The organism is Pseudoduganella sp. S-14, from assembly GCF_049913285.1.
In the GTDB taxonomy this organism is placed as follows: domain Bacteria; phylum Pseudomonadota; class Gammaproteobacteria; order Burkholderiales; family Burkholderiaceae_D; genus Rugamonas.
Genome location: NZ_CP183991.1, coordinates 5480318 through 5492912 on the forward strand (window position 1 = coordinate 5480318; position 12595 = coordinate 5492912).

Sequence of the window (12595 nt, forward strand, 5' to 3'; positions counted from 1 at the left end):
CTTATTCATCCAGCGGACGGGAGGTGGGAAGGCGCAACAGGTAAATCGTCACGCCGCAGGCAACCAGGAACAGCATGACTTTCAATGAAAGGAAAGGCACCCTGTATATCGAGTAAAACATCGACGGCCACATCATCGCCATGGCCAGCATCTTGCCGCGCAGCGGGATGCCGCGGCCGTCCTCGTAGTCTCGCAGGTAGCGGCCAAAGCGGCCGTGATTGCGCAGCCAGTTGTGCAATTTGTCCGAACTGCGCGCGAAACAGGCCGACGCCAGCAGCAGGAAGGGCGTGGTGGGCAGCAGCGGCAGGAACACGCCCAGGACCGCGAGGACCATGAACAGGCAGCCGAAAGTGACCAGGACGATTTTCATCGCCCCATTATAGCGGCGGGCAGGCCCTCGTATGCGCGTTGTGCACTTCGCGGCAGATCGCAGGGTCGCCGGCATCGAAGCTGGCCTTCGGGTAGGCGCAGAACAACGGGAAGGATTCGCGCTGGCACAGCTGCGTCCACATATGTTCCAGACGCATGGTGGCGCGATACAGCTTCTCCTCCCACAGCAAGGCCACCATTTCGCCGAAGGCGCGCACCGTCGGATGCCTTTCACGCGCCTTGGCGAGCAATTCCTCCACCATTGCATTGAAACGCGATTCCGCGGGCCAGCCATCAAACATGAAGCGCGCCAGGCAAGAGCGGGCATCGCGCACGATGTACTGGCCGCTCGAAGCTGCAGCACTGACGCTGATGCCGTTACGTTCCAGGCGCCCGGCCAGCGCTGCCCGATGCTCCGGCGTGGCGATAATGACGACGGCGTCGTTGTTGCGGAATCCCTCCATCACAAAAGCCTCCAGCATAGCGAGGAACGATTCTTCATTTTCGTACATTTGCACCACGTGGTCGCAATGCGAAATATGCTGCCAGAACTCCTCTATCGCTTCCTGCTGCTGCGTCGGTTGCATTCTCTTGGCTCCGGAAATAAAGTGACCAAGAGTAGCAAATAAAAACGGTAAAAGATGCGCGCTTTGTCACGCACCGCGGCCGTGCAAGTGCACCGCCAGCCATAAGGCGCCATCGGACACCTTCTTCACCGTGTGCGCGGTGCGCGCCGGCAGGAACAGGTAGTCGCCTGCCTTCAACGACAGCCTGCGCCCCGCCACTTCAAGCATGGCCTCTCCGGTCAGCAAGATCACCCATTCGTCCTGCTCCTGTACGTATTCCTGAGATTCGATTTTCGACGTGCTGACGATGCGCTCGATCACCAGCCCTTTGTGCGACAACAGCGTATCGAAGCGCTCACCCGTTGCGGGCGGCAGTGCATCCTCGTACAGATTTCCCATTTCCGTTTCCCTGGTCGGTGCGTGCCATCATGGCAGGCGTAGCATACACCTCGCCCTGCGCGTCGATCAGCATGGCTTCCTTGAGATCGAGCCGTTGCGCCATGCCGCACCAGCCCTGCGGGCCGACGACGAACAGCGGCTTGGAGTTACCATCCGAACGCAAGCCGGCGTCGGCGCCACCGGAGGTGATGATGGTCACCGATGCCACCAGGTCCACCGTCTGCCCGGTGCGGGCGTCGATGATGTGGGCATGGCGCTTGCCATCCTTCATGAAGTAGCGCTCATAGTCGCCGCTGGTGCCGATCGCCTCATTGTCGTGCAGGGCCACGCGCGCCACCATCTCCGGCCCGCGCGGATTGCGGATGCCGACCATCCATGGCCGCGAGCCAGGCTGACCGAGCGCAATCGCGTTGCCGCCAACGTTGACCAGCGCCGCTTTGACGTTGGCCCGGCGCAGGATTTGCGCCGCACGGTCCAACGCATAGCCCTTGGCGTAGCCGCCCAGGTCCAGCATGACCGCGCGGTTGCTGCTGGTAATGCGGTTGCCATCGAAATGCAGGTCCGCCATGCGCGGATTGGCCTTCACCAGCCTGTCGACTTCGGCTGGCGGCGGGCCGCCAGCCGTAATATCGTTCTTCTGGAACCCCCACAGCCTGATCAGGCGTCCGATGGCGGGGTTGAACGTATCGCCGGAGCGCGCCGACAGTTCGGCAGCGGAGCGCAACAGCCCCACCATTTCCTCATCTGCATCGAAAGGCTCGCCACGGGCGATAGCATCGTTCAGCGCCGTCAGCTGGCTCGGTTGCCAGGCGTGGTACTTGTGATGCAGGCGGTCGAATTCACGCAGCACGGCAGCGCCCTGTTCGCGCGCCTCCGCTTCGGAAGGCCCGTAAATGCTGACCTCCACCTGCGTGCCGAACACATGCCCCGGCACATGGTGCACCTCATCTCTGGCCGTGCAGGCCGCCAGCAAGGGCAGCAGCACGGCGCCAGCCAACAGCCGCCGGCGCTGCATCATCAGCTCTTGGCCATGAAGTCGATGGCGGCCTTCACCTCGTCGTCTTTCAGGCCAGGATTGCCGCCTTTAGGAGGCATCATCTTGAAGCCGTTCAGGGCGTGGGTGTACAGCACTTCCTTGCCCTGCTTGACACGCGGGCCCCAGGCAGCCTTGTCGCCGACCTTAGGCGCGCCCAGCACACCGGCGGCGTGGCAGGAGGCGCAGTTGGCCGAATAGATCTTCTCGCCATTGACGCCGGCGCCCTTGGCAGGTGCGGCGGCCATAACCGCAGGCGCCAATACGGCGGCAGCGATAGCGACGGTCAGCTTGGTAAACGTTTTCATGCTTGTCTTCCTCTTGGTTGGTGGGTAAAAAACTTCAGCGCATTGAGTCGTCATGCGCGTCGCGGGCCGGCTTGGTGCCCAGCTTGAGCACGTCCGGCTTGACCTGGCTGTAATCGATCACGCGGCCGCCTTCGCGTGCTGCGAAGGCTTGCGCCTCCTCCTTGCTGGCAAAGGTGCCGATAGTCGGTCCCATGGCGCCCCGCGCGCGGCTGTCGATTACAAAGAATGCGTTGCGGGCTTCGATCCAGTGGCCGCGCGGCCTGTTCCAGTCGGCCTTGCCCATGTCCTGCACGTAGCTGGCGCCGATGCCGCGCTGGCCATCTTCGCCGAACAGCACTTCAAACAGCTCAGACAGGCTGCAGAAATAGTCGATATGGCCGTCCTTGAACACGATTTGTGCCTTGGGCCCCGGATAGTCCTTGAGGCTCATGCCGTCCAGCGCGCAAGCTGCGTCGTCCGCTGGCTCGCCGGCCGCCGGCGCGCGGGCGGCATCGCCGCAGGCGGCCAGCATCAGGACCACCACCATGGCGGCGGCATTTCGCTTGAACTTCATTTGAATCTCCACGTTGCAATGGCAAATGGAACTGCGATCCAGGCCAGCATCACGCCAGCCAGCAGGCCCGGGCTGGTCATATGCTCCGGCATCACGGTGGCCAGGCCATACAGGCCTTGCACCTGCTCGGAGCTGAAGATGTTCAGCAGGCGGAACACGTCTGCTGGATTGAGCATCAGCAAGGCGCCGAACACGCTGCTGTCCAGGGCTCCCTGTGACAGCACCAGCACCCCCATCAGCACCATGTCGAACACCAGCACGAACAGGAACCATAGGCCGATGGCCAGCCCGCTGGCGCGGATGCGGTTGTGCGCCAGCACCGACAGGCATAGCGACATGCTGAGAAATGCCAGTCCCAAAAGAATGGCGCTACCGGCGAAGCCGAGGAAATGCATGGCGTCCCGCGCATCGAGCTGGTTGGAGAGCGCCAGCAGCGCCACGCCGAAGCCCAATGCTGTCGATGCAGCCAGTGCAGCCGCCAGGCCGGCAAATTTCCCGAGCAGCAGTTCAAAGTGCGTAATGGGCAGCGACAGCAGCAACTCCAGCGAACCGCGTTCGCGCTCGCCGACAATTGCGTCGTAGCCAAGGAGTAGCGCAATCAGCGGCACCAGGTAGGTGACAAGGCTGGACAGGCTGACAATGGTGACGTCGATACCGCGGTATCCCACGCTGCCCTGCTGCGCCATGCCGAACCAGGCAATGGCCAGCGCAAACACCGCAAACACCAGCGCCACCGCCAGCACCCAACGGTTACGCAGGCGGTCACGGAACTCACGGGAGGCGATGGTGGCTGCCGCCGACCAGTCAAGCCGCGCGTGCATGACGGCCTCCCATCCCGAAGAACAGGTCTTCCAGCGACGGCTCGTGGATCGCCACGTCATCGATGGAGTCGCTGAGCGTAGAAATCAGCTGCAGCATCTGGATTTTCTGCCGTGGAGCGCAGGGAACGCGAATGCAGTCGCGCTCCACGCGCACCTGGTGTCCACGCAGCGCGGCAATCACGCGGCTGGTGCCGCCGGCGCGTGCTACCAGCCGTATTTCTACCGGCATGGCCGCTCCGGCGCGCAACTGCGCCAACGTGCCTTGCGCCGCGATGCGGCCCCCGCTCAGGATCACCAGCTCGTCGACCCGCTCCTGGATTTCAGCCAGGATGTGCGAGGTAATGACGATGGTTGCGCCCTCCTCGCGCAGCTGGTGCAGGATACGGTAGAAATCGTGGATGCCGTCCGGATCGAGGCCATTGGTTGGTTCGTCGAGGAATACCAGTTCCGGCGCGCCGAGCAATAACTGGGCAAAGCCAAGACGCTGGCGCATGCCCTTGGAATATCCGCCGACGCGGCGCTCCGCCGCAGCAGACAGCCCGACCCTCTCCAGCACGTTGCCGCAGGCACTGCGCGCGACTTTTTTCAGGTCGGCGAACAGGTGCAGCAGTTCCATGCCGGTCAGGTTGTCGTAGGCAACGAAGCTCTCCGGCAGGTAGCCGATACGCCGCCGCACGTCGCGAAACGCGCCGTCATTTGTCCGCACGCCGCAGATGCGCACTTCGCCGCAACTCGGTTCCAGCAAGCCAAGCATCATCTTGAACAGGGTGCTTTTTCCGGCGCCGTTATGCCCGATCAGGCCCAGCATGCGGCCGCGTCCCACGGACAGGTCGACGCCGTCGACCGCCTGCAGCGCTCCATAGCGCTTGCCCACGGCGCGCAAGTCAATCAGCTTGTCGTCCATGCCATTTTCTCCAATCGGTGTTCCAGGGCTGCATGCGGGCATGCTTGTCGATCACGCTCGGTGCGCGCAGCAAGGGGAATTGCCGCGACACGAAGCGCAGCGTTTGTACGGCGGGGCTGCTCAGCAGGAGCTTGAGCAGCGGATATTGCCAGTGCAGGCGGTCGACCACGTCGTTGGCCTGGTACAGCACATCGCCGTTGCCGTCGTTGTCCTGGTCCCAACCGCTGTAATTGCTCCAGTAATTGCCCTTGTTGCGGCCCCATTCGACATCCTTGGATGCGACGAACTTGACCTGCTCCGCATTGTTGATAAAGTCGTTTCCATCCACAGTGTTATTGCTCGAACCGGCCGTCAGGTGCACTCCGGTGCGGTTGCCGATCACCAGGTTGCCGCGCAGGGTATTGAACTCGGCGTCGTAGATAAAGAAGCCGCGTCCATTGCCGGCCACGACGTTGTTCTCGATGACGGAGTCCTGGATCGTGCGCAGCATGATGCCGTGGTCTTCGTTGCCCCAGGCGACGTTGTTGCGTACCGTGAGGTTGCGCACCTCCATCAGCGCCAGGCCGGCGCGGCTCTGGTACACGGTATTGCCTTCCCAGGAGCTGTTGTGGGTGTTCATATAGTGCGTTCCGTAGCGCACGTGGTGCACGGTATTGCCACGGAATGTAGCGCGGCGCGAGTAGTCGACGTAAATGCCGTCGCGCACATAGCTGATCGTGTTGTCGATGACCTGTGTGTCGTCGGTGTTGTAGACCTGGATGCCGTTGCCGCGCATCTGCGACATCAGGTCGCGGCGGCCGGTAACCAGGTTGCCTTGCAGGACGGCGCCGCGAGACTGTTCGAGCCAGATGCCGAACAGGTTGGTGACCAGGTCGCAGTTGGCGATCACGATGCGGTCTGCGCCTGGCATCACGTAAATGCCGGCATTCTGCGAACCGAGGTCGGTGCCGCTGTCGCGCACGATCAGGCCGCGGATTGACACGTCAGCCGATTTGACGCGAATCACGTCGCCCTCGTAGCCAGCGGCAATGGTCGGCTTGCCCACGCCCTCCAGGCGCAACGGCTTGTCGATCAGGATGCGTTCCTTGTAAGTACCGGCCATGACCTGGATCGTGTCGCCGGGTTGTGCCCGGCCGACGGCAGCGGCGATCGATTCGCCGGCGCGGACCTGGAGCACGGCCGCGTGCACGCCTGCCGAGGCGCAGGCCAGCATCGCGGTGATGGACGCGGCCAGCGCGGCCGCGCAAACCCTGAGGACACTCATGGTTTTACCCTGCCTTCCTTTTCAGCTCACTGCGCACTGCATCCAGCGAAATAAAGTAGCCGCGTTCATCGATAGGCGTCAGCGGCTGGCCATTCTTCTCGCGTGTCTTGCGCTCCTTGGCCAGCGGCGGGCAGGCATGGTCGTCGTAGTACATCACCATGCAGTCCAGGCAAAGCAGGCATTCCTTCTGGTCGATGCGGCCTTGCGCATCGATAGCGTGCGAACCGCAGCCCTTGGCGCAGGCAGTGCAGGTCACGCACTCCTGCTTGCGCTTCAAGCCGAACAGGCGGAAGAAGCTCGGCACGGCCAGGCCGGCGCCCAGCGGGCAGATGTACTTGCAATAAGGCCGCTCGCTCAGGATCGAAATGCCGAGGATGACCGCCACGAAGGCAGCAAACGGCCAGCCGCGATTCAGCACGCCCACCAGGAAGGTGGTTTTGAACGGTTCAATTTCAGCCAGGTGTTCGGCCAGCTCCATCGAGTAGAAGGACACGCCAACCAGCACCGCGAACACGCCGTACTTGACCCATTTCAGCTTGTCGTGCACGCGCTTCGGCAGCAGTCCCTGGAAACGGCCCAGTCCAATCAGCGTGCCAAGCTTGTATGCCAGGTGCTGCAGCGAGCCGAATGGACACAGCCAGCCGCAGAACAGGCCGCGCCCCCATAACACCACGGTGACTACCATGAACCACCAGAAGATAAAGATGAACGGGTCGGACAGGAACAGCTCCCACTTCCACTGATAGAGCAGGGAATGGAACCAGGTCATCACCTGCGTGATCGACGGCTGCGCCTTCAGGTACAGGCCAAAGAATCCGACCGCGATCACCCACAGGATGGTGCGCGGAATGCTGATCAGCGGCTTGCTCTTGCGGCTCGAGGCGCGCACCAGTCGGTCGCGCTGCGAGTACAGGCCTGCAGTGGCCAGCAGCGCCAGCACGAACAGCGTGATTTCGCCCTTGCGCGCCAGCCAGGCAGCTTTCCAGGCCGGCACCGGACGCTCGACTTTCGGGCGGCCGCCTTCCAGGTAGCGCGCAGGCGTCCAGTATTCTTCGTCAAAGTGCACGAACACCTTGGCGTGCGTCTGCATGTCCAGCTTGTTTGCCAGCAGGCTCAGTTGCCATGGCCACGCAGGGTTGAAATTTGCCGAGCGGACGATGAAGATGGCCGATTCCTTGTACTCGGGCGCATCGGCCGGCTCCAGGTGGTACAGGTTCAGATAATCGGTATCGCGGAAGGTAAAGCGGTCCGTATCCTGGCGCACCTGGATGCGGTCATAGATGCCACCGCGCACAAAGCCGGAACCCTTGAACGATTCCAGGCCGGTGCCAATGATGAAGATCGCATGCTCGTCTTCCTTCAGGTCCTGCATCAGGCGCGCATAATTGCGCTCGCCTAGCAGGCTGATGCCGACGGTCGGCACGTTCAGGTAGCCGAAATGCAGGTCCATATACGGTTTGCCGCCGGAGGGCAAGCCGACATCCGCGCTGTCCACCCGCAGGTGCTGGACCGCGCCCTCATTGACGAGCGCGGCCCAGTCCAGACGTTCGCGCAGCTGCGTGAAATGGACGCGCGGTTTGACCATCCCCTTGAAGATGCCCACCTGCTTGCCAATCTCATACGCGCTTTGCGCAATGGTCTGGTTCTCGGCTATGGCAGTAACGGTGGCCCCGCTGATCGCATCAAGATCACCACCATCACGTCCAAGGCCGAGTTCCAGCTTGGCGTCGCCGGGCTTGCCGAAGTACTGCCTGACGAACTTGGTCAGCACAGTCTCGGGAATACCCGCCAACAAAATCGGTTCGGAGTGCTTCAGGATACGCACCCCGGTAATCACACCTTTGGCATCCATGCCGATCAGGGTGACAACCGGCTTGCCAGAGTAAGCCGGAATGTCCACCACATCGGTGGACAGGAACACATAGCCCACCACCTTCTGCTTGCCCTGCTCCAGTGCGTAGCCTTCGACGTAGGCCGGCGCGCCTTTGCGCTTGGAAAACACCGTCGCGGCAGGCAGCACGTCGCCGCATGGCGCTTCGGCACACAAATCGGGACCACCCATCAACCCCGCGGACAGCACGGTGTCGTACATCGAAGTGGCCGAGGCGGGCGCCGCGCACAACATCGCAAGCAGCGCCGCCCAAAGCAGGGAAATCAATCGAAACAGCATGGATAAACCACCCTCGCGGGCTTAGGCCTCCACCAGGAAGCGGCTGCGCATTTCAAGGTGCAGCGCGTGGCAGAAGTGCGTGCAATACATCCAGAACGCACCGGCATGGTCAGCCTTGAAGGTGACCGACTTGGTCTCCTGGGGGTTGACGATGAAGTTGATGTTGTAGGTCGGCAGCGCGCAACCGTGGGTCAGGTCTTCCACCTTGTCATGGTTGGTCAGCGTGATCGTCACTTCGTCGCCCTTCTTCACCTTGATGACCGGCATGCTGAAGGCCGGCGCCTGCGACATCAGGCGCACGTGCACCTTGTTGCCGTTGCGCGTAATGCCCGCGTTATCCGCCGTCACCTTGTTCGGGAAGTCGTCCATGTTATAGATCTGGCGCGTCTTCACGATATCGCGGCGCACGATGATCGCGTCGTGCGGCTCCGGATATGCGGTATGGTCGGAAATGATCACCATCTTGTCGCCGGTGATGTCGATCAGCTGTTCCGTTTCGCTATGCAGCGGGCCGACCGGCAGGAAGCGGTCTTTCGAGAACTTGTTGCCCGAGTTGAAGTACTTGCCGTCCGCTTCCTTGGTTTCGCCCATCGAAGCGTAGCCGTGGCCCGGCTGGTAATGCACGTCCACCCGGTCCACCACCGGCTTGACGGTCTTGTCGCCCTTGTACTGCGCGATGGCGGCAGCCACGTTCCATTTGACGATCTGGCTGTCCAGGAACAGGGTGGTGAAGGCGTTGCCCTTGCCGTCGAAGGCGGTGTGCAACGGGCCCAGGCCGATTTCCGGCTCCGCCACGACTGCATCGCGTTCGGTTTTCAGTTCGCCGTCGAACCACTTGGCGACCAGCGCCACTTCGATCACGGTCGCAGTCGGCGACAGCTTGCCGGAGCAAACCATGTACTTGCCGTCCGGCGAAGCGTTGACACCGTGCGGGTTTTTACCGACCGGGACGTAGCAGGTCACCGCAGTCTTCGGATCGGCATTGGCAGCCTTGCGGCCGTCAACCACAGGCACCTTGGACGAGCCGATGGTGGTAAACTTGCCGGCCTTGACCAGCGCTTCCACACGCGCCACGTCGAAGAACACGCAGGCGTCGCGTTCGGCGGCCATCATGCCCGCCTGGTCAGGTGCGTTCTCGGTGTTGTACTGGTTGGAGCATGCGAAGCGACCATCATAGGACGTCGCGGTCAGATCCATATTGCCGTCAACACGCACCTGCCAGCGCACCTCCATGGATTCCGCATCCACACAGGTGAACAGCGAACCCCACTTCGATGGATCATCCAGGTCGCGGCCATCGTTCGGGAACGGAATCGCGAATTCTGCGCCGCAGAACACCCGGGTAGTGTGGTTGATCGACTTGTCGACCGGGTCGCACTTGTCCGGGAAGATACCGTGGAAGCCTTGTACGTTAGGCAGTTCGGTGATCTTGTCGCATTCCATGGTATCCATGCGGATGCGGGCCAGGCGCGAGTGGATCTTGTCGTTCACCCACAGGAAACGGCCATCGTAGGTGCCGTCCTTGTAGCTGCCGTGCACGTGGTGGGTATCACCGGTGGTGTATTTCAGGCTGCCGTCAGGCTTGGTGCCGATGATCGCCTTGGACTCGTTGGTGATACCCCAACCAACCATAGGATCGATATTGAAAACAGGGATGCGGCGCAGCGTGCGCCCGGAAGGAACGCCCATGATGCGAGCCTCGCCGGAGTGGCCGCCGCTGGAGAACAGGTAATAGTCATCCAGCTGGCCAGGTTCCACATGCGCCTTGCTGGCGCCATGCGACTTGCCCGCTGCTGCTGCAGATGCCGTAGCAGAACCGGGCGCCCCCGCACCGTTCTCCTTGCAACCTGCCAGCACGCCAGCGCCGGCCAGGCCTAGCGCAGCACTCTTACCCAGGAATCGACGACGGCTGTTCGTTTGCACGTCGTTTACCTCATTGTCGCTACCCATGTTTCAATACTCCTACTCTGTGTTATTCCAGTGCAGGACTGTACGGAGTTTGCGAATTAATTAAATTGATTCAGGTCAAGCGCTTTCAATTTGAGAGGATCTGCCCATGAAATCATTCCTGTCTTTTCTCGTAGCTTCGCTGCTTGCAGGCGCCGCAGCCGCGGCACCGCTACCCTCACTGCAAGTCAGCGACACGTCCGCGCAGGCGCAAGCTGGCGTGCCTGTCACCGTCGGCCAGGTCTTCGCAAAGGGAGATGTGAAAGAGGGCGACTATTTCGCTGCAGCGTACAAGGGGGTCTCAATACCCGTGCAGGCGGACGTCAAGGCCAGGCACGCAGATGGCTCGGTACGCCACGCCTTGATCACCACCGTGCTGCCGCAACTCGCAGGCGGAGAAACCGCCAGCGTGCAACTCTCGACGGTGCCATGGGCCGGCCCTGGCGGAGGTGCGCGCCCCGATGCTCTGCTGGCCAGCGGATTCAGCGCCTTGGTCCGGCTGAATATCGGCGGCGTGACCTACAGCGCGGATGCTGCACAGCTATTGGCAAGCAAGCCATATACAAGCTGGATGTCCGGCCCCCTGGTCAATGAATGGCAGGTAGCCGGACCGGTGATGGCAAACGGCGTCGCCCACCCGCATCTGGCGGTGCGCTTTGCGATCCGTAACTATCCGCTGGCGGGCGCCGGCCAGTTCGGCGCAACGCGCGTCGACGTTACCGTCGAAAACAACTGGGCCTACGAACCCGATCCGAAGAATGTCACGTACGATGCAGAAATCCTGGTCAACAACCAGGCGGTGTACCAGAAGGCCGCGCTGACGCATTACCACCACGCCCGCTGGCGCAAGCTGTTCTGGGCCGGCGCTGAGCCGAAAGTGCATGTGAAGCACGACATCGCCTACCTGCTGGGCACGCGCGCCCTGCCCAATTACGACCGCACGGTGATTCCGTCGCAAACAGCGCTGGCGAAAATGAAGACCGACTGGGAGGCCGCCGACAGCGGCCCGATGGCCATGCCCTTGGTGAACAAATACATGCCATCGACCGGCGGCCGTCCCGATATCGGCTTGCAGCACGCCTGGGCCGCACTGTATATCCTCAGCATGGACGCACGGGCCAGGCAGGTGACGTTTGGACTGGGCGACCTGGCCGGCAGTTGGCCGGTGCATTACCGCGACAGGAACACGGACCAGGTGGTGTCCATCGTCGACTATTCCTACGTACGCGACCAGCGGATCGGCTCCGACAGCTACAACCCGGTCACAAAGAAGCATGAGGACATGCCGCGCTGTACCTCGACCGAGGTGGGCGCCTGCGCCACGCCCTACACGCCGGACACGGCGCACCAGCCCTCGTTCGCCTACCTGCCCTACCTGCTGACCGGCGACACTTATTATCTCGACGAGCTGCATTTCTGGGCAAACTGGAACCTGGTCACCATGAATCCGTATTACCGCTCGCTGTCCAAGGGTCTGGTGAAAGGCAACCAGGTGCGCGGCCAGGCCTGGTCGCTGCGCACCCTCGGCCATGCAGCCTACATCACGCCCGACGCGCACCCGATGAAGCCCTACTTCAACCAGGTACTGCAACACAACCTGGACTTCTACAATACGGCCTTTGCCGGCAGTGCGACCAACCAGCTTGGCTTCATCGACAACACCGCCACCAGTTATGCCGTGGCCTACGGCGGTCCCACCGGCCCGAATACCGGCGTGGCGCCGTGGATGGACGATTTCTTCACGTCGGCGGTCGGGCACCTGCACGAAATGGGATTTGCCAGTGCCGAGCCGATCCTGGCGTGGAAGGCGCGCTTCCCGATCGGCCGCATGATGGCCGGCGGCTATTGCTGGGTCGACGGCGCCGCCTATGCGCTCATGGTCCGGCCCAGCGCCACCTCGGCCTATTTCAGCAGTTTCGCCGAAGCCTACCAGGCCACCATGCGCAACAACGACGGTTCACCAATGGTCAACAGCACGGGTGCACGCTACCTGGACCAGCCCTGCGGCAGCCAGGCGCAGGCCGACTGGCGCACCCAGGCAGACAAGGACGCCAAGGTATGGCGTACGCCATGGCTGGCCGGCGAGATGACTGGCTACTCGGCTTCGTCCGAAGGCTACCCGTCGAATATGCAGCCGGCGCTGGCGATGGCTGCCGCCACCGGCATTCCCAATGCACGGGAGGCGTGGAGCCGCTTCGCCAGCCGCAGCGTCAGACCGAATTACAGCGAACGGCCGCAGTTCGCCATCGTGCCGCGTTGAG

Annotated in this window: 12 protein-coding genes; 1 reads left to right on the plus strand and 11 read right to left on the minus strand. The window is 62.3% G+C overall.

Annotated elements, in window-relative coordinates; genetic code table 11:
* Nucleotide 1: 1 nt before the first annotated feature.
* The 11 genes from ACN9MZ_RS25215 to nosZ all read right to left on the minus strand — a co-directional run bounded on the left by ACN9MZ_RS25215 (nucleotide 2) and on the right by nosZ (nucleotide 10337).
* Nucleotides 2-370: a YbaN family protein gene (locus ACN9MZ_RS25215; RefSeq protein ID WP_426339577.1), complete on the minus strand. Its 369-nt coding sequence runs from the start codon at nucleotides 368-370 to the stop codon at nucleotides 2-4.
* Nucleotides 371-377: 7 nt separating this feature from the next.
* A complete protein-coding gene (locus tag ACN9MZ_RS25220; protein ID WP_426339578.1) occupies nucleotides 378-956 on the minus strand; it encodes an MEDS domain-containing protein in 579 nt (192 codons plus the stop codon).
* Between the two features lie 66 nt (nucleotides 957-1022).
* The gene (locus ACN9MZ_RS25225) at nucleotides 1023-1334 is read right to left on the minus strand and encodes a cupin domain-containing protein (protein WP_426339579.1); all 312 of its coding nucleotides are present in this window, start codon (nucleotides 1332-1334) and stop codon (nucleotides 1023-1025) included.
* Entirely contained in the window at nucleotides 1291-2352 is a 1062-nt protein-coding gene (locus tag ACN9MZ_RS25230; protein ID WP_426339580.1) for an FAD:protein FMN transferase, read from the minus strand. The genes ACN9MZ_RS25225 and ACN9MZ_RS25230 overlap by 44 nt, the downstream gene beginning before the upstream one ends.
* The gene (locus tag ACN9MZ_RS25235; protein WP_426339581.1) at nucleotides 2352-2675 is read right to left on the minus strand and encodes a c-type cytochrome; all 324 of its coding nucleotides are present in this window, start codon (nucleotides 2673-2675) and stop codon (nucleotides 2352-2354) included. Before ACN9MZ_RS25235 ends, ACN9MZ_RS25230 begins: the two co-directional genes overlap by 1 nt.
* A gap of 34 nt (nucleotides 2676-2709) precedes the next feature.
* Nucleotides 2710-3228 (minus strand): nitrous oxide reductase accessory protein NosL, encoded by a 519-nt coding sequence (locus tag ACN9MZ_RS25240; RefSeq protein ID WP_426339582.1) that lies wholly within the window; start codon nucleotides 3226-3228, stop codon nucleotides 2710-2712.
* Nucleotides 3225-4049, minus strand: coding sequence for an ABC transporter permease (locus ACN9MZ_RS25245; protein WP_426339583.1), 825 nt, complete (start codon nucleotides 4047-4049; stop codon nucleotides 3225-3227). The genes ACN9MZ_RS25240 and ACN9MZ_RS25245 overlap by 4 nt, the downstream gene beginning before the upstream one ends.
* Nucleotides 4033-4953 carry an ABC transporter ATP-binding protein gene (locus ACN9MZ_RS25250; RefSeq protein ID WP_426339584.1) on the minus strand — a complete coding sequence of 307 codons (921 nt, stop codon included), beginning with the start codon at nucleotides 4951-4953 and terminating at the stop codon, nucleotides 4033-4035. Before ACN9MZ_RS25250 ends, ACN9MZ_RS25245 begins: the two co-directional genes overlap by 17 nt.
* Nucleotides 4934-6217: a nitrous oxide reductase family maturation protein NosD gene (locus tag ACN9MZ_RS25255; protein ID WP_426339585.1), complete on the minus strand. Its 1284-nt coding sequence runs from the start codon at nucleotides 6215-6217 to the stop codon at nucleotides 4934-4936. The genes ACN9MZ_RS25250 and ACN9MZ_RS25255 overlap by 20 nt, the downstream gene beginning before the upstream one ends.
* Before the next feature lie 4 nt (nucleotides 6218-6221).
* Nucleotides 6222-8387, minus strand: coding sequence for a 4Fe-4S binding protein (locus ACN9MZ_RS25260; protein WP_426339586.1), 2166 nt, complete (start codon nucleotides 8385-8387; stop codon nucleotides 6222-6224).
* 21 nt (nucleotides 8388-8408) lie between these two features.
* Nucleotides 8409-10337, minus strand: coding sequence for a TAT-dependent nitrous-oxide reductase (gene nosZ, locus ACN9MZ_RS25265; RefSeq protein ID WP_426339587.1), 1929 nt, complete (start codon nucleotides 10335-10337; stop codon nucleotides 8409-8411).
* A gap of 106 nt (nucleotides 10338-10443) precedes the next feature.
* Here nosZ and ACN9MZ_RS25270 point away from each other — a divergent pair, with 106 nt between their 5' ends.
* Nucleotides 10444-12594: a hypothetical protein gene (locus ACN9MZ_RS25270; protein ID WP_426339588.1), complete on the plus strand. Its 2151-nt coding sequence runs from the start codon at nucleotides 10444-10446 to the stop codon at nucleotides 12592-12594.
* Nucleotide 12595: the final 1 nt, after the last annotated feature.